Source organism: Paenibacillus cookii (genome assembly GCF_018333375.1).
Classification (GTDB): Bacteria; Bacillota; Bacilli; order Paenibacillales; family Paenibacillaceae; genus Paenibacillus_AQ; species Paenibacillus_AQ cookii.
This window is the reverse complement of the sequence record NZ_BORW01000006.1, coordinates 141299-166016: the sequence shown is the minus strand read 5'-3', so window position 1 is coordinate 166016 and position 24718 is coordinate 141299. Positions and strand designations below refer to the sequence as shown.

Here is a 24718-nt window from a genome sequence, read left to right as displayed (position 1 = left end):
ATGGAATTCGCCGCATAAACGCATGAGCCGCCCCGAGGGACGGCCTAGCGCGCACGATAGCTAATCGATAGTTCAGTATCGTTATATATGACAATTATACCATTTTTTGCGGTTAACCGCCGATTTTTTTCAGGTTCTCCTGCCATTTTTGCGTTTTGAACGCGAGCAGCTTGTCGTAACCGACGGCCATTGCATCTTTTTCGGCTTTGTCCAAAATGGCCAAAACCTCTTCGTCGCTTTGGGCGTACAGCGCCTTCGCTCTCGATTCGGAGAAGATTTCGTCCACGCTTTGTTGGATGATGCCTTCTTCCGTGTCCGGCATCGGGTTCAAATTGACGAATGCGGTGGCGTTATATTGCGTTTTCCACGTGATGGACGACTGGTAGCGGCTCTCCCAGTTTTGCTTTTCAGGCGGCAGCGTTTTTTCGAACTTCATCTTGGACTTGTCGATATACACCGTGTTGCCGTTCCACTGCAGGTTGACGGTAGCGTCCATGATCTTGCTGCGTCTTTCCACGTCGTTGATGTACGTGTCGGTAAAGATCGGATATCCTTCTTCATCGGTTCCTTTCCACAGGATGCCTTCCGGTCCCCACATGATGACGCGGCTTCCTTCTTCGCCTGTCAGCCAATCGAGGAACGCGAAGATTTTTTCCGGATCTTTGGCGGATTTCGTGATCAAAGCCACGTTCCAGCCGAGCTGGTTATAACTTCCCGTCCAAATTTTGTTTTTGTCGAGCCCTTCCTTATGCACCGGCCAAATCATCTCGTATCCGGCGGTCGGATCTTTTTTCTTCAGCTCCACGTCGCCTTTGCTGCCGTATTCCGTCGGGCTTGCGCCTGCGGCGATCGCAAAACGCCCCGTGTACGCTTTTTCGAGCACCTGGTCTTTCGTTTGCGTCAGCGCGTCCTGGGCCATCAGCTTCTCGCGGAACAGCTTCGAGGCGAACTGCATCGACTCGCGGTACGTCGGATCCTGGAAGATGGAGGTCAGCTTGTCGCCGTTTGGAACGGCTCTTTCCCGCAGGAATACCGGAGGATGGTCTTCGGCGAACGCGCTGTACAGAATGTCCAGCCCCTGGCCGTCTTTCGCGAGATCCGGCTCGAACGGAACGACGTTCGGATACTTGGCTTTGACCGCCTTCAAATAGTTGTACAGGTCGTCGGTCGTTTCGAGTTTTGGCGAACCGAGGTCTTTGTAAATTTTGCTGTTCATCAAATATCCCGCGTTGCCTGCCGGCTGGGAAGTATACCAGTTCGGGAACTGGTACAGCTTGCCGTCGCTCGAGCGAAGCATGTTGAGCGTGGAATCGCCGGCCCATTTTTTCAGGTTCGGGTACTTGTCGAGATATTCGTCGTAGGATACGAGCATTCCTGCCGCCCGCAGACGTTCCACGTCGGTGCCGCGGTCCGTCCAAATGACGTCCGGAAGCTCCTTGGAGGCGATCATCGTGTTCAGCTTCTGGGCCGCGTTGCCGCCGGAGTTGATGGCCGTGACCGTTACTTTTTTGTTGTCCTGAATCCATTTGCTGGCTTCGTCCGCGCCCCATGACGGCATCGTGTACCAGTCGTAGTGGCCGTAGAAGCTGAATTCGAGAGGTTCGCTGCCGAGCTCGAATTTGCCCGTGCCCGCGCTTTCCTTGTTGTCCGTTTTCTCTTCGGCTTTCGTATTGCTGTTGCCGGTTCCTTCCGCCGCCTTGCCGCCGTTGCCGCTGCCGCATCCCGCAAGGGCCGTGGCCGCGGTGCATAAAAAGACAAGCGTCACGATCAGCGATCTTCTAAAGCTTTTCATACGATATAACCCCTTTTCCAAAGATCGATTTATGTCAGGATTTAGGCTGAAACCCTGATGGTTAAAGCGCATAGCTCTGAACCCTATTCTTTTAGCGATCCTACCAGCACGCCTTTGACGAAATACTTCTGGACGAACGGGTAGACCGCGATAATCGGCAGCGTCGCCACCATCATCGTCGCCATCGACAGCGATTTGGTCGTCACGCTTTTCATGGCCGACATGCGGCTTTGCGCCGCGGAATCCAGTTTGGACATCTGCTCGGTCATGATGTTGGTGCTCAGAATCTGCTGCAGCATGGACTGGATCGGCAGCAGCTTTTCTTTCGTGATATAAATGCTCGGCAGGAACCACTCGTTCCAATGCGCCACCGCCGTAAAAAGCCCCAGCGTCGCGATGACCGGACCGGAAAGCGGCAGCACGATGCGGAAGAACGTGGACCAGTTGCCGCAGCCGTCGATTTTCGCCGATTCCTGCAGCCCGTCCGGTAGCCCCATGAAAAAGGTGCGGAAAATGATCATGTTCCACACGCTGATCAGGCTCGGGATGATGAACACCCAGAAGGAATCCATCAAGCCGAGGCCGCGGACCACGAGGAACGTCGGGATCAGCCCGCCGCCGAAATACATCGTGACGATGCACATCAGCATGTAAAATTTGCGGCCGATCAGCTCCTTTTTGGTCATGCCGTAAGCGAATATCGCGGTGCACAGGACGGAAAGGATGGTGCCTACCACCGTTCTCATCACGCTGATCATAAAAGCGTTCAAGATCCGGTCATCCCGGAACACGACGTAATAATTTTCGAGGGACCATTTGCGCGGCCAAAACGTCACGCCGCCAAGGGCGGTATCCATGCCGTCGTTCAGCGAAATCACAAGCCCGTTCCAGAACGGATAAAAGGTGCTGAAGCCAAGCAGCGTGAGGAATCCGTAGACGAAAATGCTGAAGATCCTGTCCCCGATGCTTTTTTTGTACATTCGATTGCAGCCTCCCTGTCTTCTCCCAAGTCTTTCAAGCGATGCCTCTTACCACAGGCTGTTGCCGGATCGGCGCGCGAAGCTGTTGGCGAACGCCAGCAGGCCGACGCTGATGACGGCTTTGAACAGGCCGACCGCGGTCGCGTAGGAGAAGCGTTGGTTCGTAATGCCCACCCTGTAGACGTAAGTGTCGATGACGTTGGCCACGTCCCGCAGCACCGGATTCGATCCGAGCAGGAGGATGTCTTCAAAACCTGCGCTGAGCAGATTGCCGATCGCCAAAATCATGAAGATGGAAATGACGGGCATGATCGAAGGGAGGGTAATCATGAACAGCTGCTTGATCCGTCCCGCTCCGTCCATGGCAGCCGCCTCGTACAAACTCGGATTGATGCCCGCGATGGCCGCCAAATATACGATGGATCCGAATCCGATTTCCTTCCACACGTTGGTCGTGACAAGGATGCTCCAGAAGTATTCGGCTTTGCCGAGGAATCCGATGGGCTCCTTGATCAAATGCAGCTTTTGCAGCAAAATGTTCAAGCTGCCGTTATCCGTCGACAGGATCGACATGGCGAACCCGGCCACGATGACCCAGGACAAAAAATGCGGCAGATAGCTGACGGTTTGCACGACCCGTTTAAAGACCATGTGCCGGACTTCGTTCAGCAAAAGCGCCAGAAATATCGGCGCCGGAAACCCGATGCAAAATTTCAGCAGGCTGATGATGATCGTGTTGCGGATGATCGGCCAAAACTCGGGGGAGTGAAAAAACATGTTAAAATGCTTGAACCCTACCCATGGGCTTGCCCAAAAGCCGTCGAAAATGCTGTAATCCTGAAATGCCATCAATACCCCGTACATCGGTATGTAAGAAAAAATGAAAATCAATACGAGCGCCGGCACGACCATCAGCTGGATATCCCACTGCTTGGCCAACCGGTAAGCGACTCCCCGCCTTTTCTTGACGTGTTTCACTTTGTTTACGCTTGCGAGCTGCGCCATACGTTTCCCCCCTCGCTGTTATTGTAATCGTTTGCATGCGGGGGAATCTATTTGCCTCGTCAACGAAATCTTATACATTTTACGGTTGTAGGACTCCTTTTCATAAAAAGGATGAAAAAGAAGTTTCGGCCGAAACAAAAAAAAGACCCGTTCCCCGGATCCCGGAGAAGGGTCTGTCCCGATCGTTTATTTTATCGTTTTGCCGGGGCCGGGAACGGAAATCGATCCCTGGTCATGCCCGGGCGTTGTTTTCACGCTGATTTCAAGGCTGCTGTCCAAATAAAACGACGCCGTGGCGGTCGAAATGACCTGCGGATACATTTTTCCAGGTTCGGGATACGTCAAATGATAATACGCCACGGCCTTTTTCCCCGGAAGAAACTCGATACGGTCGATGACCAGCCCGTACCCCGGATTCGGCATGTCCGCCTTGGACAATACGATTTTGTTGACCTTGTCGTTCACTTTTTCGATGCGGACCGAAACGTCGGCTTCGGACGCTCCGGGGTCCTGATTCTGATGGCTTTGGATGAATTTCAGCGCATTGTATATCATTTCGGCGGCCTCCATGCGCGTAATATGCTGCTTCGGATGGAATCGGTCTTGGGCGTCGAGTTCGGCGATCCGGGTGAGCAGCAAAAACTGCAAAGCGCTTTTGTATTCGGAAGACATATCCCCGTCGTCCTTAACAAACACGTACATCTCGATCGTCGAATATTCTCCCGTAGCCTTTACCGCTTGATGAAGCATGCCTGCAAACTGCTCTTTCGTCAGCTTCATGTTCCAGTCGCGGATTTGTCCGACCGATATCCCGTTGTCCGCCGCAATGCGCGCCGCTTGGGCATACCAGGCTTTGGCCGGAACGTTCGCGGGCGGGGGCGGGCCGTCTACCTTCCCCTGGAGTTTCATCGCTTTGACGAGGAGTTGGATGCCTTGAGCCGCCGTTAGCGGCTCGGCCGGCGCAAACCGGTCCGCGGACACGCCGCTGATGATGCCTTGCGACTGCAGGGACGCAGCGATCTTTTCCTGTTCGGCGTCCTTAATATCCGAAAAAGCGTATGCGGACGATGCGGCTGCAAGGCAGCAGAAGGCCATCAGTGCCGCCGCTATTCTTTTAAACTTGTTCATTCAAGATCACCTCCACCCTCTCAGACGGAAAGCATCCGGCAAAGGTTTCATATATTTGGCAAAAAACGAGCGCAGCCAAGCCGGATGACCTCAAGCGTTCGCTCCGTCTTTTTCCGGTTCCTGATCCAGTCCCAGCTTGGCGTACATTTCGCTCGTATATTTTTGAAGTTTGCGTTCGAGTTCCTGGGCTTGTGCTTTAAAAGCGGTCAGTTCGCGGATCATTTTCGACCGCCCTCCCGGGCTGAAGGTTTCCTGGATGCGTTCCTTAAAATAGTCGTGGACGATGTAATTCCGCTGCTTCCATACCTCTTTCAACAGCGTCGTTTCATCCGGCGAGAAAGGGAAGTGATGCTGGATTTCATTGACGAGCTGGCCAAGCGAGTTGCTCAGCTTCTGATGGTACAAATCGGCGAGATCCTCTTCCGTCGGAACCTTGCCTTGCGAGACCTTCATCAGCATAAGCAGGTTGACCAGCTGCTGCTCGAGCGCCTGCGAATAATAGACCGCCAATCCGAAATAAGCAAATAGTTCCTTGGAATGCTCGCTGTCCAATAGCCGTGTCTGCTTCATCATGCCCTCCTCCCTATCCTGTCATGTATCATGCCCTGATGGTTTCGTCATACCTCCATGGTAAAGGATATGCCTTCATTCATCAACCGCCGGATCCGCAGGTTTTAGGTACGGGCGTCCCTCCGCAGCGAAACGAGCATGTAAACCAGCCCCAGCAGGAGCGCATAAACCAAGCCGTACCCCAATGTCAGCCATACTTTATGGGACGGCTCCGCGCCGCCGTTCAGAAGGACGTCCATGATCGGCGATACGGGCGGAAAAATCCAGCGCAGCCACCGAAGCTGCTCCGGCAGCAAACCAGCGATCGATTTGGCCCCGATTGACGCGATGACCAGAGCAAGCAGCAATGCCACGGCTCTGGAGCCGTTTGGCATCCAAGCCGACTGGAAAAACAACGCCAGTGAAGCGCCAAGCCCCCCCATAACCAGATGCCCGCCAACCGCGAGCAAAAATTCTCCGATCCGCACGGGCCTGTCGAACATTTGCGCCGCGATCGGATACAGCATAAAAATCGCCGTGCACATCGCCACCGGAACAAGCAAAGCCATGATTTGGCTGAACAGATACCTTTTCATGCCGCCGATATGCGTGATGTGCAGCTGCTCCTGCTGCGGGCTTCCATGGTTCAAGAAGGTCAAAGCGAGCCAAGCCGAGCCGACGAACAGAAATACGGAAGTGACGGCATAGCTGTCCATGACCGGATTAGGTTTGTAGGTATACAGCAAAAACATGGCGATTAAGGTTGCCGCCAGCGGCGCAAAATAAGCATGTTTTCTCGTGTAGCTTCTCAGCAAAAAACGGGATAACGCGATCATCTTTTTCTCCCCCTCATCAGCGTGCCGCGGCTTGCAGCCGCTCCCCCATGCGGGCATCGATCCCTTCGGCCGGAATGACCGACAGGACCGAACCGCCGCGATCCAGTATGATGCGCAAAACCTGGTCAATCGAACCTTCCTCTACTTGAAGCAGGTAAACATCCGAATCTGGCGTGCAGTCGGCAACGCCTGGATGGGCGGCAATTTCCGCAAGCGCCTCGGGGCCTGGAATGCGGGCGGAAACCTCCGCAACCGCTCCCGGCTGCCAGCGTTCCTCCCGGGATTCCTTCACGATCCTCCCTTCCTGAATGAGCAGCACCCGATCCGCCGCCCGTTCGATCAGCTTCGATTCATGAACCGACATGACGATGGCGGTTCCGCTCCTTTTTTGGGCGAGCAGCACATGAAGCAGATTTTCCTGCGCCTTGACGTCCAATCCCGACAGCGGCTCGTCCAACAGCAGTAAATCCGGTTTGCCCGCGATCGCCTGGATCAAATTGATTTTTTGCAGCATCCCTTTGGAGAATTGATTCATTTTGACATGCATGGCATGTTCCATATCCAGCTGCCGCAGCAAAACGTTCAACTCTTCCTCCGCCGCGTGTTTATCCAATCCCCGGACGGCAGCCGTGCTCGACAGGAATTCCCATGGCGTAAAGACAATCGGGGGAAACCGCTCCGGCACGTAGCCGATGCGGAGTGATCCCCCGGGCACGGTCCGCGTCCCCGACGCCGGACGGGAAAGTCCTGCCAGCAACCGCAGCAGCGTGCTTTTGCCGGATCCGTTTTTGCCAATCAGCGCGATGCATTCCCCTTGCCTTACTTTCAGCGATATATTGTGCAGCACGTTGCGTCCGTTATACGTTTTGACGGTGTCCCGAAGAATCACCAAACCGTCGTCCCGACCTTCCGCTTCTCTTTTATCGGCCACAGCCGAAGCCACCTTCTTCCGGTTCATTTATTCGGAGGTTACATCCGTTCAGGCGTCTGGATGCCCAACAGCCCCATCGTCCGCGCAATCGTGCGGCCGGCCAGCCGCGTCAGCCGCAATCTTGCCTTTCGAACCTGGGCGTCTTCGATGACAATTCTTTCCTTATTATAAAATTGATTGAAGGACTGCGCCACATCCAGCGCATAACGCGCGAGAACCGACGGCTCCTGGTTGCGCACGCCCCGCTCCAATGCTTCCGGAAACCGGGTCAGCAGCTTGAGCAGCTCCCAGCCGGCGTCGCCGAGGTGATGGGCCCCTGCGTTGGGATCGGTCTCTTCCATGGCGTCCTCGGCCGTGCCATACGCAGCCGCCCCCTTCGCAAGCACGCTCTGGGTTCTAGCGTAGGTATACTGCACGTAAGGCCCCGTTTCCCCGTCGAAATTCAGCGCGTCTTCCAGCGAGAAATCCACTTCGTTCAGGCGGTTGTTTTTCAGGTCGCCGAAAATGACCGCGCCGATCCCGACCGCCTCCGCAACCTGCTGCTTGGACTCCAGCTCCGGATTTTTTTCGTTGATGATGGCTAAGGCCCGTTCGACGGCTTCATCCAGCACGTTTTCCAGCTTGACGATTTTGCCGCGGCGCGTGGACATTTTTTTGCCTTCGAATTTCATGAGGCCAAACGGCACGTGCGTGCAGCTGTCCGCCCAATCCATCCCCATGCGGCGCAGCACCGCAAAGACCTGCTGGAAATGCAGCCTCTGTTCGTTCCCGACCACGTACAGCAGCCGGTCCGCTTTCATCTCGTCATGCCGGTAGATGGCGGTGGCCAAATCCCTCGTCGGGTATATGGTCGTGCCGTCCTTTTTCAAAATGAGGCATGGCGGCATGCCCTCCTCGTCCAGCCGGACGACCAGCGCCCCGTCGCTTTCGACCAGCAGCCCTTTTTCCTTCAAGGAATCGACCACCGCAGGCATTTTATCGTTGTAAAAGCTTTCGCCCAGCGTGTAGTCGAAACGGACGTTCAGCCGATCGTACATTCTGCTGAATTCCTTCATGCTTACGTCCACGAAATAGGCCCATAACGAGCGGGCTTCGCCGTCTCCCTCCTCCAGCTTGCGGAACCACTCCCTTGCTTCCGGTTCCAACGTCTCGTCATGCTCCGCTTCTTCATGGAAACGAACGTACAAGTTCAGCGATTCGCCGATCGGGTCTGCGGATAACCGTTCGTCGTCTCCCCATCTTTTATACGCGGCGATCTGCTTGCCGAACTGCGTTCCCCAATCGCCCAGATGATTGACGCTGACGACGTCGTAGCCCGCAAGCTTATGCATATGGTATAAGGCCGCCCCGATCATCGTGGAACGGAGATGGCCGATGCCAAACGGTTTGGCGATGTTGGGGGAAGACATATCGATGACGACGCGGATGCCTTTTCCGGTTTCCGGCACTTTCTCCTGCTCCAGTCCTTCCATCATCAAGCTTCCGTAATACCCCCGGTCGAACGTCAAATTGACGTAAGGACCGGCGGCAGACGCCGTTATATGCGCGTGGTCCCAGGCGCCGGCGATCGATTGGGCGATCTCCTGGGGCGCTTTTCTGAATTGCTTGGCGAGCGTAAAGCAAGGGAACGCGATATCCCCCATGTCCGGGGAAGGCGGCGTTTCAAGCCGTTTCGATATATCGTCCGCCTCCAGCGGCACGTGGTTTTTCAGCGCGTTTGCAGCCCATTGGGTTATCATCATGGATCAACCTTTCTTTCTTTTTCTCAAAATAAAAAGCTCCCGTCTCCATAATAGAGACGAGAGCTGAATATCCCGCGGTACCACTCTAAGTAAACGAATCTTCCGGCCCCTGCCGTAAGGTTTCGTTTCCCTTCGCAACCTCTAACGGAGTTACCCGGACGAATCTACTTGCCCCAAAGTCCGCTGCCAAATGGCTTCGATGCCGATTCAAGCACTTTGCGCGGCTCCCGGAACTTTATATGCCTATCGATCAGGATCACCGATTCCGGAAGCGAGGTTTTGGATTCGCCGTCTCACGGGTGCGCTTCACGAAGGGGCATGTTCCGGCTTCCACCCATCCCGGTTCGCTGTCCATGCGTAAACCTTCGTTACTCTCCCGATCCCTGACGTTCAATATTTCAGACTATTATACCTAGCGCCAAACGAGGAATCAAGCCCAAGTTCTTTTTTGAGTCCCCGGCCCGGGTTCCCCCGCCATGTCGCTTCAGCTCCGGCCCTCTTGGCCTTCCAGCGCCCGCATCCCGTTTTCGATGGCCGTTTTGGAGAAATGCTCGCCGATAAAAACGACCACGTCCGGCACGTCGCCCTGAGGCGTGATCCGCAAAAAATCAGGCTCCCGGAAGGCGTATTGAAACAGGAAACGGCTCGCCGTATCGCTGAACGTCAAGACGCCTTTGGCACGGTATACCTCCCGCGGCATACCTGCCACAAAACGTTCGAACTCCCCGCTGTCCACCGGCCCGCGCAAATAATGGGTATACACCATCACATGGTCATGATGCGCATGATGATGCCCTGCTGCCGAATGGGAATGATGCTCCTCATCCTCCGCTTCAAGACCGGTCGAAGCTGCCCCATCGGGTTTGTCCGATTCAGGCAGACCCGTTTTGCCGCCAAGCGAGGCCAAGACTTCGGCGACGTCCACCTCGCAGCGGACGGCCGGAAGGATGGGGGCATACCCGTTCCAACGGGAAATGACCGACTCCAGTTCTTCCCGCTCGCCTGCCGTGACGCGGTCCGTTTTATTCAAAATCAGGCAGGAGGCCGCGCGGATCTGCTCTTGCATTAGCCTGAAGGTTTTCCCTTTTTGCTCGCGGTACAGCTCCAGCAAATGAGCCGAATCGACGACGGTCAATACCCCTTTCAAATCGATTTTCATGTATAACGCCGCTTCGGTTACTCCGTCCAAAATCTCCATCGGGTTCGCGATGCCCGTCGCTTCGACGACGATCACGTCGGGATGTTCCCTTTCGATCAGGCCGGCCATCTCCACGCTCAAATCGCCGCGGATCGAGCAGCAAATGCAGCCGCTGAGCATCTCGGTCATCGGAACCCGCTCTTCCACCAGCAGCCCGTCCAGATTGACGTCCCCGATTTCGTTCATGATCACGGCCGGACGTAATCCCTGCTCCTGCCAGTGGTTGACGAGGCGCTGAAGGAACGTCGTTTTCCCGCTTCCCAAAAAGCCGGACAATATGTAAATGGGTGTCGTTGCTTGATTTGGCATGTTCGTTTTCCCCTTGCGTTATTGGATTTTGCGTTTTACGCAAAGTGTACTACACCCCGGGGCCGGGCCGCAACCGCTTCGAATGTTTTGCACCTTTTGCCGTCCGCGTTCATTTGCAAGTTTGTCCCGAAAGGTCTATCCTAAAAAGACATTCCAAAAAAGAGAGAGGAGAATGGAAGATGAGATCCGTGGACGAACATCGCAGTCAAGCGCCGGACACCGTCTCCTGCATGGTCGTGACCGTATCCGATACGCGCACGCCGGAGACGGACGCTGGGGGAAAGTTGATGAAGTCCCTTTTGGAAGATGCGGGATACCGTGTCGTGCGCTACGAAATCGTCAAAGACGATTATGAAGGCATTCGGGAGCTTATTCATGAAGCGGCGGGAAATCCGGAAGTGGAAGCGGTCCTATTCACGGGAGGAACGGGCATTTCCCCGCGCGACACGACGTACGAGGCGGTAGCCTCGCTGCTCGACAAGCAGCTGCCGGGATTCGGCGAAATATTCAGGTATCTCAGTTTCACGGAAGATATCGGACCTGCCGCGATTTTAAGCCGCGCCATCGCCGGAACGGTCGGCGGCACCGCCGTGTTTTCCATCCCGGGTTCGACGGGAGCCGTCAAACTCGCTTTGGAGCGGATCATCGTGCCGGAGCTGCGGCATGTCATGCGTGAAATATACAAAAAAAATTAAAAACAAGCCGGGAACGTTGCGTTCCCGGCTTGTTTTACGGTTAAAAATCCATTCTGTCGATCAGCGAATTGAATATTTCATGAACCTGCGTTTCGTATTGTCCCTTGTTTTTTCCGGAAGACGTATAAATCAAAGCAACCCTGTTATGGCCGTAAATCAGCGTTCTGGACGTCGGGGTTTCCACCCGTTTTTGGTCGCCGTACCAATTTTGAATCCGCTCAATCCGCTCCTTTTCGTTGGTAAACACATGGAGTTTGACATACTGCTGCGGATTTCCCCGGATAAAATACTGGTAGCTGATATTGCCGCGCCCGTCCTCGGCATGCGTGTGATGGGTCAATGGAATGTTCTTCTCGCCGAAAGCAAGCTGCAGCTGATTCAGAAGCTGGCCGTTCAGCCCGCTGCCCTGCGATTGTGCCCGGATGTTGCCTTCGGAATAGGAATCGAAATTATACAGTTTGACTTCTTTTTTGATGACGGTATGCTTGTCGCAGCCGACCGTAACAGCCAGCAGCACGCAAGTGAGCAGCCATGCGAACCGTTTGTTCATGTTGATTCATCCCTTCCCCTGATACCGCTTCAAGCGGAAGACAGCCTAATATGGGCTTAGAATGCCATCATTTCAAACGGTTTATGCAGCATCGGCTGCTGTGAAATCTTAACAAGCGTAACTCGCGAATCGGCATTATGCCAAACGGATGACCGTCCTTCCAACCGCTTTTCCCTGCAAAACGGACTGCAATACTTCGGGCAAATCTTCAAGCGAAGCTTCCTTAATTCCCGCGCTTAGCGCCCTTTCGGGCTTCCACTCTTGACCGAGCTTATTCCAAACGCGCGTTCTCCAATCTTTCGGGCAAAACACCGAATCGATGCCCAGCAGCTGGACCCCGCGCAAAATAAAGGGATGCACCGTGGAGTTGAACGCCGTCCCGCCCGTTAATCCGGAAAGCGCGACCGCTCCCCCGTAACGGATGTTTTTTAAAATATCCTCCAGTCCCGGCCCGCCTACCGGATCCACCGCTCCCGCCCAGCGTTGTTTGCCGAGCGGGCCGGCGCCCGAACCGGCAACGTCCTCCCGGCCGATGACATCGGCCGCGCCTAGGCGTTTCAGCCACTCTTCCTGGCTGGTTTTGCCGGTGCTGGCCGTCACTTCAAAACCGGCCCGCGCCAAAATATCGACCGCAAAGCTGCCGACGCCTCCGGTTGCCCCCGTCACAAGCACCGTCCCTGCTTCCGGAGTGACGCCGCAATGCATGAGGCGATCGACCGACAGGGCCGCCGTGAATCCGGCCGTTCCGATTCCCATGGCCTCGCGCAAGCTTAAGCCCGCCGGCAGGGGAAGCAGCCAATCCGCCGGGATGCGGGCATATTCGCTGAAACCGCCGTGATGCGCTGTTCCAAGACCGTAACCGGTGCACAAAACCGGATCTCCTTCGCGAAAATCCGGGTGGCTTGAGCTGACAACCTCGCCGGCCAGGTCGATCCCCGGAATGATCGGGTACTCCTTGACGACTTTCCCTTCAGGCACGCTGGCGAGTCCATCCTTGAAGTTCACTCCCGAATAATGCACTTTCACAAGCACATCGCCTTCCGGAAGACCGCCGAGGCTCATTTCTTCGATTTGTCCGGCCAGACTTTCGCCGCTGCGCCGGATGACATAGGCTTTAAACGTTTCCATTCGTCTTTCCCTCCTTCAGAAATCGTTTGTCCGTTTGTAAAAAAGATTCGGCAAGGAGCGATCCCGTTCCTTTGCCGAATCTCGGTGATCCGAATATTCCGTTTATTCTTCCGTTTGCATGAATTCGGCCATCAGCTTCTGCTTCAGGTCCCAGACTTTTTCGCTCAAATTGACGCGGTAAATTTCCGGATTCAGCTTGCGCAAATATTCCGGCCAAAACAGTTCCATTTGCGCGCGGTGGTAGCTGCGGATCTCCTCCAGGGAAGGGAGCTCGTACACCAGCTTGCCGTTTTCGAAAATTTGGTGCAGCATCGGGACGGCCTCGTAATTTTTGACGTATTTTTGCAAATACGGGTGCTGCGGATTAAACAGCTTCAGCCTGTCGCGCGGCTTTTCTTCGTCCGGGAACACGATGTAGTCCGCCGTCGCTTTGCCGGTGACCCGGTCCACGATGCGGTAGACGTCCTTTTTGCCCGGCGTGGACACCTTTTCCGGGTTGCCCGAGATTTTGATCGTCGGGACCATTTCTCCGTTCACTTCGCGCTCCACGAGCTTGTATACGCCCCCGAGCGCAGGCTGATCCGCGGCGGTAATGAGCTGGGTGCCGACGCCCCACGTGTCGATGCGAGCTCCCTGCGCCTTCAGGTTCAAAATCGTGTTTTCGTCCAGATCGTTCGAAGCGACGATTTTAATATAGGATAATCCGGCGTCGTCCAGCATTTTGCGGGCTTGGATCGACAAATAGGCCAGGTCCCCGCTGTCGAGGCGGATCGCGGACATTTTTTTGCCGGCGGCTTCAAGCTTTTTGGCCGTCTCGATCGCATGCGGCACGCCGCTTTTTAACGTGTCGAACGTGTCCACGAGCAGCGTCACTTCGTCCGGCATCACCTTCGCGTACGTGTCAAAGGCCTCCTGCTCGGAGGAAAAGCTTTGGACCCACGAATGGGCATGCGTTCCTTTCGTCGGGATGCCGAATTTTTGCCCTGCAAGCATGTTGGAGGTGGCGTGGAAACCCGCAATGTATGCGGCACGAGCGCCCCAGACGGCTGCATCGGCTTCCTGCGCGCGCCGCGTTCCGAACTCGAGCAATATGTCGTCCCCCGCGACCTGCTTCACGCGCGACGCTTTCGTGGCGATCAGCGTCTGGAAGTTCATGAAGTTGAGCAGCGCCGTTTCCACCAGTTGGGTTTCCATGATGGTTCCTTCCACCCGGATAAGCGGCTCGTTCGGGAACACCAGCGCCCCTTCCTTCATGGAATAGATATTCCCGCAGAACCGGAACTGCTTCAGCTCCTCCAAAAACGCGGTGTCGTAGTTTTCTTCCTGCTCCGACAAATATTTAAGGTCTTCGTCCGAAAAACGCAAGTTTGCGATGTAATGAACGATCCTCTCCAGACCGGCGAAGACGGCATACCCGTTGCCGAACGGAAGTTTGCGGAAATACGCTTCGAAAACCGCCTTTTGCTGATGCGACCGGTTCACCCAATGCGCATACATCATATTGATTTGGTACTTGTCTGTATGTAATGCCAGACCTGCTGTTTGCATGCAGGCTTCCTCCTTTGTATTCCAGCCCTGCAGGGTCCATGACTCTTCAAGCCTTCGATTCTTTCTTGTATCCCCTATTTTCGTGGGCAGCCCTCAGCGGGCAGCGCCGTTGGCGTGAGGTCTGCTTGCCTTTTCCTGCAGCTCACGTGTAGATGGACAACAGCGGCACGTAGTCGGTAAACCGGTACAGCTGTGCCGGACGCTGCGAATATTGGTTCGAACTGAGCGGCTTGCCGTTTTCGTCCCGGACTTCCTCCAAAATCCCTTGCCTGCTGCGGGTAGAGGTGATTTTGCGGATAAAATTCGGCTCGCTGAATTCGGGCACGACGGTCTGGATGACCTGGTAAAGCTCGCTGAGCGTAAACTGCTCGGGCAGGAACTGGCGGGCGATCGTCGAATGCAGCATTTGCTTTTGAATACGCATGTAAGCGTCCCGGATAATGTCCCGATGGTCGAATGCCAGCTCCAAGTCGCTGAGCGCCTCTTCAATGCCAAACAGCCCCACTTCGCCCGCGTCATCGGCGGCCTGCCTGCTTTCAAGCATCCATTCTTCCACCAAAGCAAAAAAAGCATGGCTGATAATCCAGCCCCGCGGATCCCTTCCCGGCGTGCTGTATACCCCGAGGTATTCCAAATGCCCTCCGTCTACCCCGGTTTCTTCCTTCAATTCCCGCTTGGCCGCATCATAGATCGATTCGCTTTCCCGGCAAAATCCTCCCGGCAAAGCCCACATGCCCGCGCACGGCCACGATTTGCGCCTGACCAGCATCACCTTCAGTTCGCGGATCGGCAGCGTTTTGGTCACCGTTTTCCGTTCCCTTTTGGTCAGGGTGAACATGACGATATCCGCCGGCACGCCGTCTGGCGTCCGGTATTTTTTGGCGGAATAAGCCCGTGCTTCAGGTGAAGTGTCCTGTTCTTTCCGATGTTCGTTCATATCATCACCACATAGAGTATCTTTTTGATACTTTCATTATGATTTACTGATAACAAATGTCAAGTCCCTTTTTGTTAAATGGATGGGTTTACGTGCCCGATAACCTACTTGCGGTTCACGATTCGAAAGGTTGCCGTTGCGAGACAGCCCAGCGTCCCTTCGCCGTTATGGATGCGCGCTTCGGTCGTCATGGATCTGCCCGCGCGATGAATGACCTTTGCCGTTACGATAAGTTTTCCCGTCGTCATGGCTGACATAAAATGCACGTTGATGTTTGTCGTGACGCAGCTGTCCTGCTCCGCCGCAGCCGTTGCCGCCATTCCCATCGCCTGGTCCATCAGGGACGTCAGCACGCCTCCATGGATGATGCCCATCGAATTGGTATGGTGTTCCTTGGCGTCCAAAGCGATCACGACCTTCTCCTCGTCGGCCGATACGAACTCGCAGCCCAGATAAGCCCAAAACGTGTTTTCGCCTCTGGCGATCATTTCCTCCAATGCGTTCATCTGTATTCCCCCCATGCTGTCTTGAAAAGATGTCCATTTTTATTCCATGCGGAGCATAAGCTCCAGAACGATTTGATCCCGGCACGGAATGCCGTTTTCAAATATTGGCTCAGGATAGTTGTTCACAAAATAGTCCCGCTCTATCCGAACCATCCGGAATCCGCATTTTTGATACAATCCCAGCTGATTTAAGCTGGAGTTCCCGGTCCGTACGATCACCTTTTGATAACCTTGGCCTTGAGCCTGCTCCAAGGCGCTGGCGATCAGCCGTTTGCCAAGCCCTCTCCCCTGCCAATCCGGGTCGACCGCCAAGTTCATGATTTCCGCGGAAGCCTGATCCAAAGGCATCAAGCCGCATACGCCGATCAAGTTTCCATTCTCCTCGGCCACCGTCCAGCTGGATTTATCCACATATTTCTCCACCTGGGACCAGTCCGGATCGGCAAGCAGCAACAAAGATGCCGGAAGCTTCTCCCCCGGCCGCGCCGGTCTGATATTCACCTGCCGCCACCTCCCATGCATAAAAGATCACTAAGGCTTAAAAAGCCTTGATTAAATCCGATTTTGAAGCCTATATCCTAAAAAAAGGCGCGGATGCATGATCCGCCGCCTTTCTTATCCATCTTACCCGCAGCTTGCAGGAGGTTCGTCCGATCCCGCTTCCACGTTGATTTTCTCCGAAACGGTATCCCGGATGACCGACATGACCAGCTGCAGCAGGTAGTTGATGTCGCTTTGGCTTTGCTGGAATTCGACGACGAGCGGGATGCTGTCGATCTCGTCCTGCAGTTCTTCCATTTCCTTTTCGATTTTCGCAACCATTTGCGGATTTTGGAACGATTCGAACGCCACAAGTTCCTTTTGCCGCTTTTTGAGCGTTGCGATCAGCTTTTGCACATGCTCATGATTGCGGATTTTTTCTTCAGCCTTCTGGTACTGTTTGACTTCTTCGCTGCCAGAGATCAGTTCCGCGAGTTCTTTGGCTTTTGCCATAATATCGTCGCGGATGATCAAATCCCTGGTATCGTATGACATCATGCCCAAACTATTGATACGACCCTTTTCTGTCACCTTACATTACCCCTATTCCGTTAAATTGACTCTTAATGAGTGAGTGCAGGAGCTACGTTTGTTTCTGTCACGATTTCGCCTTTGATGTACCAGGTCATCGCATCGGTTATTTTGACGTTGACGAAGCTGCCGATGAGCTCCTTGCCGCCTTCAAAATGAACCAGCTTGTTGGTGCGGGTCCGTCCGGCCAATACGGAGGCGTTGTTTTTGCTTTCGCCTTCGACCAGAACTTCGACGATCTGTCCGCGCAGGTTTTCGTGGCTCTTGCGGCTGTGCACTTCGATGGCGCGGTTCAGCCGCTGCAGGCGTTCGCTTTTAACCTCCATCGGGACGTTGTCCTCCATGACGGCGGCCGGCGTGCCCTCGCGCGGCGAATAAATGAACGTGTACGCGGAATCAAATCCGACCTCATTGACAAGTGACAACGTCTCTTCGAACTGCTCTTCGGTTTCGCCCGGGAACCCGACGATGATATCCGTCGTCAGGACGACGCCCGGAACGGCTTCCTTGATTTTCCGAACCAGCTCCAGATAGATTTCCCGGGTGTATTTCCGGCCCATGATTTTCAGGATTTCGTTGCTTCCCGACTGCACCGGCAGATGGATATGCTCCACCAGATTGCCGCCTTTGCCGAGAACTTCGACCAAATGGTCGTCAAAATCCCGCGGATGGGACGTCGTAAACCGGATGCGCGGAATATCGATTTTGCGGATATCGTCCATCAGGTCGGCGAAGCTGTAGCTGATATCGGTGAAATCCTTGCCATAAGCGTTTACGTTCTGCCCGAGCAGCGTAATTTCCTTAAAGCCTTGGCGGGCCAAATCGCGCACTTCGGCGATGACGTCCTCCGGACGGCGGCTGCGTTCCTTGCCGCGGGTCATCGGCACGATGCAGTACGTGCAGAACTTATCGCATCCGTACATGATGTTGACCCATGCGCGCAGTCCTTCCCGTTTTTTCGGCAGGTTTTCGATGATGTCGCCTTCTTTGGACCAGACCTCGACGACCATCTCCTTGCTGAATAACGCTTCTTTCACCAAATGAGGCAGTCTGTGCAAGTTATGCGTTCCGAAGATGATATCGACGAACCCGTGTTTTTGCATGATGCGGTTGACGACGTTTTCCTCTTGGGACATGCAGCCGCAGACGCCGAGCAGCAGACCGGGTTTTTCTTTTTTCAGATGTTTCAAATGGCCGAGCTCGCCGAACACCTTGTCCTCCGCATTTTCGCGGATCGCGCAGGTGTTGAGCAAAATGATGTCGGCTTCCTTGCGGTCTTCCGTCGGCGTGTATCCCATTTCCTCCAGCATGCCTTTGATCGTTTCCGAATCATGCTCGTTCATCTGGCAGCCGTACGTATACACGATGTAATGCTTTCCGTTTCCGATCCCGCGAAGCTCCTCGGGCACGGCCGTTTCATACAGAACCTGGACTTCCTCCCGGCGGCGCTTCTTGCTTTGTCTATGGTTAGGCTCCGAAATAATATGAATTTCCCGACCTTTGATGCGAATGGTTTTGCCGTGTTCATCCTCTGACAGAACCTTGGCGTCGGAAAAATCAAAATATTTGGAGTAATCCTTCGTTTCCTTGGCCATGCTTTCGATCACTCCTTCAATTCCCTTGGGGACAAACCTTCAAGCCTAAAAAGGCATTCCAATAAATTATAGCATGAACATCCATCGTTAGCCACTTTCCTCCAACCAGAAAATCGTCGCTTTTACGAGCTGGCGGGTGCCGAAAACCAAGGTGTATGTAGGTAAGACGGGCGGTACGGCTTCGCGAATAAAAAAACGGGAGATGGCTCTCCCGTTTTATCAACCCTATGCATGTAAAGCTGGCAATTAGTCAATGATTTCAGCGGTATCCCCGGTTTTGACGCCGGCCGCGTTTCCTTCATCGGTATCGATATGCATGTCCAGCGCAAAGGAATCGGACACGCGGGCAATGACGTTCTCGAATACGAGACCGCGTTCGCCGCCGACGCGAACCTTCAGCATTTGTTTGTCGGCGATTCCCCATTTTTCCGCATCGGATGTATGAAAGTGAATGTGGCGGGCTGCAACGATCACGCCCCGCTCCAGTTCGATTTCGCCTTTAGGGCCTTTCACTTTGATGCCCGGCGTTCCTTCGATGTTGCCCGATTCGCGCACAGGCGCTTTGACGCCGATCGCGAAAGAATCGGTCCGGGAAATTTCGAGCTGGCTGTCTTTGCGGGCAGGGCCCAAAATTCTCACTTTCTCGAACCCGCCTTTCGGCCCCATCACGGCAACCGTTTCATTGGCCGCAAATTGGCCCGGCTGGGACAAAGGTTTAAACTCGGTCAATTGATATCCTTCTCCGAACAGCACCTCGATGTGCTCTTGGGTCAAATGAATATGTCTGGCGGAAACGCCAACAGGTACAGTTTTACTCACGTGGATCACTCCTTATTTTTTCTCTATGATCTGTACGCCAAACCATTATACCTCCATTTACCCAAAAATAAAAAGGCGCTGCCGGTGAAGCAAGCACCTTCTGCGCCGATTATTTGCGTTTCGCTACAAGATTGTCAAAATATGAAGGGGCCCGCAGCCCTTCGAATTGGCAGGATGCCGGCTTCTTGGGGCAGCTGGACGGACGTTGGATCCTGATATGCAGACGCCCGCCCAGCTCCAGCATTTGGCAAGCGGACACGTTAACCGTTATCCGGCATTGGCGTTATCCCGTTCCGGCAGATGGCTCGTCAAAAACGACAGCGCATTCCCCGAAAACCATTTCCAGACCGAGGCTTCGGGAAAATGCCGGGACAGCAGCTCCGCGAATGCAGGGTATTTTCCGGGATGTTCAAGCCCCTCGATCCAGGAGTCGATCCCGTCGAAATCGGACCCGAGCATGAGGTGGTCATCCCCTCCAAGCGCGCAAATATGCTCGATATGGCGCAGCAGCTCCTCCGGTTTGACGGCTCCTTCGCCGCCATCGCGCACGAACCACGGCACAAAGGTCAAACCGATCCGGCCGTTCATGGCGATGATCGCCCGAATCTGGTCATCGTTCAAATTCCGCGGATGCGCACAGACGGATTTAGCGTTGGAATGGGAAGCGATAAAGGGACGTGCGGTCCGTTCCGCGAGCTCCCAGAAGCCGGTTTCGGACAAATGCGAGACATCCAGGAGGAGTCCCGTTTCATTGGCCAATTCGATCAGCTTTTTGCCTTTTTCCGTAAATCCGCCGTTCCTTTGCTCAAGCACGCCGTCCGCCGCCCAATTGGCGTAATTCCAGGTGATGCCGAGAAAACGGACCCCAAGCTCATAACACATCCGGACATAATATAGGTTGCCTTCGAAGCCGTCGGCGCCTTCCACCGACAACAGTCCCCACGGAAGGTGACGGGAGCGACCGGAAGCCGCCGTTCCGATCGTTTGGCCAAGCTCCTCCGCATCCTCCTTCCATTTTAACCACCGGACGCCTTCCCCGGTCCGCATGACTCTCGTTTTAAACGCGTCGATCTGATCCAAAATGAATTCATAACGCGGAATTCCCCAGCTCTCGGGCAAATACATGGCAAAACATTGCAGCATGACTTCCCCTTCCAGCATCCGGTCATACGTTACGTCAAGCTGAGCCCCGTCTTTAAAAGACAAACCGTGGTCCTCTCTCATTTTGCTCAGTACGTCGCAATGAAAATCAATCACCGGAAAACTCACGTTTGTTAACTCCCTTCTCATGCCTCGCAAGGTCATCTTTTTCCAAAATGCAAAAAAACCTGTCTATCCCATATAAACTGAATGCCAGCCACGGACGTCGGCCCCTAAATCCCCGGCTTCATTCAGCTTATATCAATAAACAGGTTTCAACAACGTATCGGCGACCGGATTCATCTCGGTTCCACGATGAGCTTTATCGCGGTCCGGTCTTCCCCGTCGATCACGATATCCGTAAAAGCTGGAATGCAGATCAAATCAACGCCGCTTGGCGCGACAAATCCCCGGGCGATGGCAACCGCTTTAATGGCTTGGTTTAGCGCCCCCGCTCCGATTGCCTGCAGTTCAGCAGCACCACGTTCACGAAGCACGCCAGCTAGAGCACCGGCAACAGAATTTGGATTGGACTTTGCTGAAACTTTTAATACTTCCATGGTAAGAACCTCCCCTGGGAATGTTGATGGTTAGCTTCCACATAATAGATGTTATTCGTGAACGGTAAAATAATTCCTTCTTTTTGTCAATTTCACCTTCAAAAACACATCGATAGTCTCAGCATCCCATTTCCCATTTCCTAGAGGCTGGTTTGGTTCAGCTCATGATCCATTCGTCTTCGAGCAGCCGGATTTTTTCCATCTTTTTGGCTTTTCCCGTGGACTCGTCAAGCTGCACGAACAGCCCGTGGAACTGCCATTTTCCTTTATCCACCTCAAAGCGGACCGGCAGCTGGGTCTTGAATTTGCGCAAAACGGCTTCCCGCTCCATGCCGAGTATGCCGTCTTTCGGGCCCACCATGCCGGCGTCGGTCAAATAGGCGGTGCCTCCGGGCAAAATCGTATCGTCATTGCTTTGCACATGCGTGTGCGTGCCGACGACAATCGAAGCGCGACCGTCCAGGTGCCATCCCATCGCGATTTTCTCCGACGTCGCTTCGGCGTGAAAATCAACCAGGATGCATTTATGTTTTTTGCGCAGTTGATCGATGATTTCATCGCTTGTGCGGAACGGGCAGTCGATCGCCGGCAAAAACGTCCGGCCCTGAAGGTTGACGATGGCAAGCTCCTTCCCGTTCGCCTTAATGACCGCAGCCCCGCGTCCCGGCGTTCCCGGCGGAAAATTCGCCGGACGGATCATGCGCGGTTCGTCATCGATAAAATCGAAAATGTCCTTGTTGTCCCACGTATGGTTGCCCATCGTGATGCCGTGGACGCCCCACTCGAAAAAATCTTTGGCGATCGACTGGGTAATTCCTCGGCCTGACGCGGCGTTTTCGCCGTTGGCGATAATGACATGCGGGTTATATTTCGCTTTCAGGGAAGGCAGCGTATCCTTTAATGCCTTTCTGCCCACGCTTCCGACGATGTCTCCTATAAATAAAACGTTAATAACGTTCCCCTCCTTAAGTACGGACCTCCAAACGGGCCTAAAAAGATGAAAAGTGGCCTCTAACGCGGCCACTTTTCCATACATCATTATTTTGCGTATTCAACCGCCCGGGTCTCGCGAATAACGGTAACTTTAATATGCCCCGGATAGTCCAGTTCATTTTCGATCGTTTTCGTGATATCCCGTGCTAAGCGGAATGCTTCCGCATCATCGATTTTCTCAGGCTGCACCATGACGCGAACCTCGCGTCCGGCTTGAATCGCAAACGATTTTTCGACGCCCTCGAAGGATTCGGAAATTTCCTCCAGCTTCTCCAGACGTTTGATATACGTTTCAAGCGTTTCACGACGCGCTCCCGGTCTCGCCGCGGAAAGTGCATCCGCCGCGCCGACCAGCATCGCGATGACGGAAGTTGCCTCCACGTCCCCGTGATGGGATGCGATACTGTTGATGACCACCGGATGTTCTTTGTATTTCTTCGCTAGTTCCACGCCGATTTCAACGTGCGATCCTTCCACTTCATGATCCAGCGCTTTTCCGATGTCATGCAACAATCCGGCACGTTTGGCAAGCACGATGTCTTCCCCAAGCTCTCCGGCCATCAGTCCCGTGAGGTAAGCAACCTCCATGGAGTGCTTCAGCACGTTTTGACCGTAGCTGGTACGGAATTTGAGACGGCCCAAAATTTTGATCAAATCCGGATGCAGTCCGTGAACTCCCACCTCGAAGGTCGCCTGTTCGCCGTATTCGCGAATCCGTTCGTCGACCTCTTTGCGTGATTTTTCCACCATTTCTTCGATCCGGGCCGGATGAATTCGGCCATCCGACACGAGTTTTTCCAAGGCAGTGCGCGCAATTTCTCTGCGGATCGGATCGAATCCGGAAAGAATGACGGCTTCAGGCGTATCATCAATAATGAGATCAATACCGGTAAGGGTTTCCAGTGCCCGGATGTTCCGGCCTTCCCGACCGATAATCCGGCCTTTCATTTCCTCGTTAGGCAATGTCACGACAGATACCGTTGTTTCCGCGACATGGTCGGCAGCGCAGCGTTGGATGGCAAGAGTCACGATTTCGCGCGCCTTCTTGTCCGCTTCCTCCTTGGCCTGCTGCTCGATCTCCTTGATCATTTGTGCGGTTTCATGCCTTACTTCCTGTTCCACGTTGTTCAAAATAATGCTTCTGGCATCTTCCATCGTAAGATTGGAGATCCGCTCCAACTCAGCGACCTGAGTTTTATAAATCAAATCAATCTGCTGCTGAGTTTCTTCGATGCGCTTCTCTTTGTTAGCCACTTGTTCTTCTTTGCGTTCCAGCGATTCAATCTTTTTATCCAGCGACTCTTCTTTCTGCAACAATCGTCTTTCTTGCCGTTGAATTTCATTTCGACGCTCACGAGTGTCTTTTTCAGCTTCGGTACGGATTTTGTGGACTTCGTCCTTCGCCTCCAGTACCGTTTCTTTTTTCAGTGCTTCAGCTTCTTTCTTCGCATTTTCGATGATTTGCATCGCAGCATGCTCAGCACTTGAAATTTTAGCTTCTGCAAGAGATTTGCGAATAAAATATCCAATCACGAACCCCAAGAACAATCCGGCAACAACGAGAATGATCCAAAGCCATAGATAAGGCATAATTTCACCTCCTCGTTGGTTCCTCCAAGGTATTCCTTGGGATTTTCTTCAGTTGTCCATTCAACATGTTTCATCATTACACTAATCGCAAATCAACGATTCTAATCTCCCGCAAAAACGGGCATTATCCATATGAATTAGCGTTGCTGAATCTGACAGAAACGAGCCTTTTTTGGAAGGAAAAAGGGTTCTTTTCTATACAAGATTCATATTCATTTTAGTATTTGTGAAAAGATATTGTCAAGAGAGAGGCTTTCATAATATGTTAACATTTGCCTTAATCGAACGCAAAAGGCTCTTCGTTCTCGTCGGCTTCCCCGTCTTCGCGGACCAATTCATTGATCACCTTGCGAACGAGTTCCCCCGAGAATCCCCTGCGCATTAAAAAAGCGCCTGTTTTTCGCTTCTTGTCCATGCATTCGCCGCGGGTCTGCCTCCATTTTTTCCTCCCGACGGCCAGGCAGCTTTCGAACTCCTGCTCTTCGCTGACCTCGGCCAACGCTTCGCTGATCAGAAGGCTGTCGACGCCCTTCTGGCGAAGCTCCTGCTTCACCCAGGCCCTTCCCTTCTTCTGGCTTGAAATGCGCTGCTCGGCCCACTGCTTGGCGTACAGCTCGTCATTAATCAGGCCTTCCCGCTCCAGCCTGTCGAGGGCTTGCTCCGTAACAGCTTGCCCGAAATCCTTCTGCCGCAACCGCTCCGCCAATTCCTTTTTCGTCCGCTGCTTCCGTTCCAAGTATTTTAGCGCCTGGACGTACGCCCGCTGCTTTTCGTTCGCCAGCACGATCTCTTCAAGCTCCTGCTTCGTAAAGATGCTGCCCTTCAGCATCCGGTATTTGATCATCGTGTCTTCATGGATGAGCAGCATGTATTCGCCGAATGAGACTTGGTATTGTCCCCTTTGCTTGGGATGCCGCTCCACCGCGGTGATGACCAAATCCACGCCGTCCGGAAAAAGGCTGATATCCGCCATATCCTGCTGCTGCTCCTGCCGGTACGACCGATCTTGCCGGTTTCGTATGTCTTCCTGCACGTCCGCTTCCTCCTGCCCTGTTTCGCAATCAAGAAAAGGCGCTCTGGACGAATCGCCAGGGCGCCTTGGATTGAAGTCAAACT

24 protein-coding genes are annotated in these 24718 nt (G+C 53.9%); 1 reads left to right on the top strand and 23 read right to left on the bottom strand.

From position 1 onward, the window contains the following. Positions 1–112 precede the first annotated feature (112 nt). The 9 genes from KI367_RS08685 to KI367_RS08645 all read right to left on the bottom strand — a co-directional run bounded on the left by KI367_RS08685 (position 113) and on the right by KI367_RS08645 (position 10470). On the bottom strand, positions 113–1792 hold the full coding sequence (locus KI367_RS08685) for an extracellular solute-binding protein (protein ID WP_212949010.1): 1680 nt from the start codon (positions 1790–1792) through the stop codon (positions 113–115). A gap of 83 nt (positions 1793–1875) precedes the next feature. After that, positions 1876–2772 carry a carbohydrate ABC transporter permease gene (locus KI367_RS08680; RefSeq protein WP_212949008.1) on the bottom strand — a complete coding sequence of 299 codons (897 nt, stop codon included), beginning with the start codon at positions 2770–2772 and terminating at the stop codon, positions 1876–1878. Between the two features lie 48 nt (positions 2773–2820). Then, the gene (locus tag KI367_RS08675) at positions 2821–3684 is read right to left on the bottom strand and encodes an ABC transporter permease (RefSeq protein ID WP_373316217.1); all 864 of its coding nucleotides are present in this window, start codon (positions 3682–3684) and stop codon (positions 2821–2823) included. A gap of 279 nt (positions 3685–3963) precedes the next feature. Beyond that, entirely contained in the window at positions 3964–4905 is a 942-nt protein-coding gene (locus KI367_RS08670; protein ID WP_212949004.1) for an S-layer homology domain-containing protein, read from the bottom strand. Positions 4906–4995: 90 nt separating this feature from the next. Next, a complete protein-coding gene (locus KI367_RS08665; RefSeq protein WP_036707063.1) occupies positions 4996–5475 on the bottom strand; it encodes a hypothetical protein in 480 nt (159 codons plus the stop codon). A 104-nt stretch (positions 5476–5579) separates the two neighbouring features. Then, positions 5580–6290, bottom strand: coding sequence for an ABC transporter permease (locus tag KI367_RS08660; RefSeq protein WP_036707060.1), 711 nt, complete (start codon positions 6288–6290; stop codon positions 5580–5582). A gap of 16 nt (positions 6291–6306) precedes the next feature. Next, a complete protein-coding gene (locus KI367_RS08655) occupies positions 6307–7221 on the bottom strand; it encodes an ATP-binding cassette domain-containing protein (protein ID WP_212949003.1) in 915 nt (304 codons plus the stop codon). Positions 7222–7259: 38 nt separating this feature from the next. Beyond that, complete coding sequence (gene argS, locus KI367_RS08650; RefSeq protein ID WP_212949057.1) at positions 7260–8960, bottom strand: arginine--tRNA ligase; 1701 nt, start codon at positions 8958–8960, stop codon at positions 7260–7262. A 487-nt stretch (positions 8961–9447) separates the two neighbouring features. Then, positions 9448–10470 carry a CobW family GTP-binding protein gene (locus tag KI367_RS08645; RefSeq protein WP_212949001.1) on the bottom strand — a complete coding sequence of 341 codons (1023 nt, stop codon included), beginning with the start codon at positions 10468–10470 and terminating at the stop codon, positions 9448–9450. Between the two features lie 179 nt (positions 10471–10649). Between KI367_RS08645 and KI367_RS08640 the strand changes: the two genes are divergently transcribed. Beyond that, positions 10650–11165: a MogA/MoaB family molybdenum cofactor biosynthesis protein gene (locus tag KI367_RS08640; RefSeq protein WP_036707057.1), complete on the top strand. Its 516-nt coding sequence runs from the start codon at positions 10650–10652 to the stop codon at positions 11163–11165. 40 nt (positions 11166–11205) lie between these two features. On the opposite strand, the gene KI367_RS08635 is transcribed toward KI367_RS08640, so the two are convergent. The 14 genes from KI367_RS08635 to KI367_RS08570 form a co-directional block, all read right to left on the bottom strand. Then, complete coding sequence (locus KI367_RS08635; RefSeq protein ID WP_036707054.1) at positions 11206–11715, bottom strand: hypothetical protein; 510 nt, start codon at positions 11713–11715, stop codon at positions 11206–11208. Positions 11716–11850: 135 nt separating this feature from the next. Then, entirely contained in the window at positions 11851–12843 is a 993-nt protein-coding gene (locus tag KI367_RS08630; RefSeq protein ID WP_212948999.1) for an acrylyl-CoA reductase family protein, read from the bottom strand. 102 nt (positions 12844–12945) lie between these two features. After that, positions 12946–14391 (bottom strand): nicotinate phosphoribosyltransferase, encoded by a 1446-nt coding sequence (locus tag KI367_RS08625; RefSeq protein WP_036707051.1) that lies wholly within the window; start codon positions 14389–14391, stop codon positions 12946–12948. A 142-nt stretch (positions 14392–14533) separates the two neighbouring features. Continuing rightward, positions 14534–15328 carry an NUDIX hydrolase gene (locus tag KI367_RS08620; protein ID WP_036707046.1) on the bottom strand — a complete coding sequence of 265 codons (795 nt, stop codon included), beginning with the start codon at positions 15326–15328 and terminating at the stop codon, positions 14534–14536. A 104-nt stretch (positions 15329–15432) separates the two neighbouring features. Continuing rightward, entirely contained in the window at positions 15433–15834 is a 402-nt protein-coding gene (locus KI367_RS08615; protein ID WP_212948997.1) for a PaaI family thioesterase, read from the bottom strand. Between the two features lie 39 nt (positions 15835–15873). After that, positions 15874–16335 carry a GNAT family N-acetyltransferase gene (locus KI367_RS08610; protein ID WP_212948995.1) on the bottom strand — a complete coding sequence of 154 codons (462 nt, stop codon included), beginning with the start codon at positions 16333–16335 and terminating at the stop codon, positions 15874–15876. Between the two features lie 123 nt (positions 16336–16458). After that, complete coding sequence (locus tag KI367_RS08605) at positions 16459–16872, bottom strand: YlbF/YmcA family competence regulator (RefSeq protein ID WP_052146784.1); 414 nt, start codon at positions 16870–16872, stop codon at positions 16459–16461. 65 nt (positions 16873–16937) lie between these two features. Further along, entirely contained in the window at positions 16938–18500 is a 1563-nt protein-coding gene (gene miaB, locus KI367_RS08600; protein WP_212948993.1) for a tRNA (N6-isopentenyl adenosine(37)-C2)-methylthiotransferase MiaB, read from the bottom strand. Positions 18501–18746: 246 nt separating this feature from the next. Continuing rightward, entirely contained in the window at positions 18747–19319 is a 573-nt protein-coding gene (gene pduL / locus KI367_RS08595; RefSeq protein WP_212948991.1) for a phosphate propanoyltransferase, read from the bottom strand. Positions 19320–19586: 267 nt separating this feature from the next. Beyond that, complete coding sequence (locus tag KI367_RS08590; protein ID WP_212948990.1) at positions 19587–20609, bottom strand: dipeptidase; 1023 nt, start codon at positions 20607–20609, stop codon at positions 19587–19589. Positions 20610–20758: 149 nt separating this feature from the next. Continuing rightward, the gene (locus KI367_RS08585; protein ID WP_006286829.1) at positions 20759–21019 is read right to left on the bottom strand and encodes a stage V sporulation protein S; all 261 of its coding nucleotides are present in this window, start codon (positions 21017–21019) and stop codon (positions 20759–20761) included. 157 nt (positions 21020–21176) lie between these two features. Beyond that, the gene (locus KI367_RS08580) at positions 21177–21971 is read right to left on the bottom strand and encodes a TIGR00282 family metallophosphoesterase (RefSeq protein ID WP_212949055.1); all 795 of its coding nucleotides are present in this window, start codon (positions 21969–21971) and stop codon (positions 21177–21179) included. Between the two features lie 86 nt (positions 21972–22057). Further along, positions 22058–23602 (bottom strand): ribonuclease Y, encoded by a 1545-nt coding sequence (gene rny / locus KI367_RS08575; RefSeq protein WP_036707039.1) that lies wholly within the window; start codon positions 23600–23602, stop codon positions 22058–22060. A 277-nt stretch (positions 23603–23879) separates the two neighbouring features. Continuing rightward, on the bottom strand, positions 23880–24575 hold the full coding sequence (locus KI367_RS08570) for a regulatory protein RecX (RefSeq protein ID WP_052146804.1): 696 nt from the start codon (positions 24573–24575) through the stop codon (positions 23880–23882). Between the last annotated feature and the right edge of the window lie 143 nt (positions 24576–24718).

Bases quoted from the DNA above. Each gene is read 5' to 3' on its own strand.
- KI367_RS08620 (WP_036707046.1), bottom strand. From the start codon at position 15,328: ATGAACGAACATCGGAAAGAACAGGACACTTCACCTGAAGCACGGGCT.
- KI367_RS08635 (WP_036707054.1), bottom strand. From the start codon at position 11,715: ATGAACAAACGGTTCGCATGGCTGCTCACTTGCGTGCTGCTGGCTGTT.
- KI367_RS08570 (WP_052146804.1), bottom strand. From the start codon at position 24,575: ATGGCGGATATCAGCCTTTTTCCGGACGGCGTGGATTTGGTCATCACC.
- KI367_RS08645 (WP_212949001.1), bottom strand. From the start codon at position 10,470: ATGCCAAATCAAGCAACGACACCCATTTACATATTGTCCGGCTTTTTG.
- KI367_RS08615 (WP_212948997.1), bottom strand. From the start codon at position 15,834: ATGAACGCATTGGAGGAAATGATCGCCAGAGGCGAAAACACGTTTTGG.
- KI367_RS08680 (WP_212949008.1), bottom strand. From the start codon at position 2,772: ATGTACAAAAAAAGCATCGGGGACAGGATCTTCAGCATTTTCGTCTAC.
- KI367_RS08665 (WP_036707063.1), bottom strand. From the start codon at position 5,475: ATGAAGCAGACACGGCTATTGGACAGCGAGCATTCCAAGGAACTATTT.
- KI367_RS08590 (WP_212948990.1), bottom strand. From the start codon at position 20,609: ATGAGAAGGGAGTTAACAAACGTGAGTTTTCCGGTGATTGATTTTCAT.
- miaB (WP_212948993.1), bottom strand. From the start codon at position 18,500: ATGGCCAAGGAAACGAAGGATTACTCCAAATATTTTGATTTTTCCGAC.
- KI367_RS08675 (WP_373316217.1), bottom strand. From the start codon at position 3,684: ATGGTCGTGCCGGCGCTCGTATTGATTTTCATTTTTTCTTACATACCG.
- KI367_RS08605 (WP_052146784.1), bottom strand. From the start codon at position 16,872: ATGATGTCATACGATACCAGGGATTTGATCATCCGCGACGATATTATG.
- KI367_RS08685 (WP_212949010.1), bottom strand. From the start codon at position 1,792: ATGAAAAGCTTTAGAAGATCGCTGATCGTGACGCTTGTCTTTTTATGC.
- KI367_RS08670 (WP_212949004.1), bottom strand. From the start codon at position 4,905: ATGAACAAGTTTAAAAGAATAGCGGCGGCACTGATGGCCTTCTGCTGC.
- KI367_RS08625 (WP_036707051.1), bottom strand. From the start codon at position 14,391: ATGCAAACAGCAGGTCTGGCATTACATACAGACAAGTACCAAATCAAT.
- KI367_RS08585 (WP_006286829.1), bottom strand. From the start codon at position 21,019: ATGGAAGTATTAAAAGTTTCAGCAAAGTCCAATCCAAATTCTGTTGCC.
- argS (WP_212949057.1), bottom strand. From the start codon at position 8,960: ATGATAACCCAATGGGCTGCAAACGCGCTGAAAAACCACGTGCCGCTG.
- KI367_RS08640 (WP_036707057.1), top strand. From the start codon at position 10,650: ATGAGATCCGTGGACGAACATCGCAGTCAAGCGCCGGACACCGTCTCC.
- KI367_RS08660 (WP_036707060.1), bottom strand. From the start codon at position 6,290: ATGATCGCGTTATCCCGTTTTTTGCTGAGAAGCTACACGAGAAAACAT.
- rny (WP_036707039.1), bottom strand. From the start codon at position 23,602: ATGCCTTATCTATGGCTTTGGATCATTCTCGTTGTTGCCGGATTGTTC.
- KI367_RS08630 (WP_212948999.1), bottom strand. From the start codon at position 12,843: ATGGAAACGTTTAAAGCCTATGTCATCCGGCGCAGCGGCGAAAGTCTG.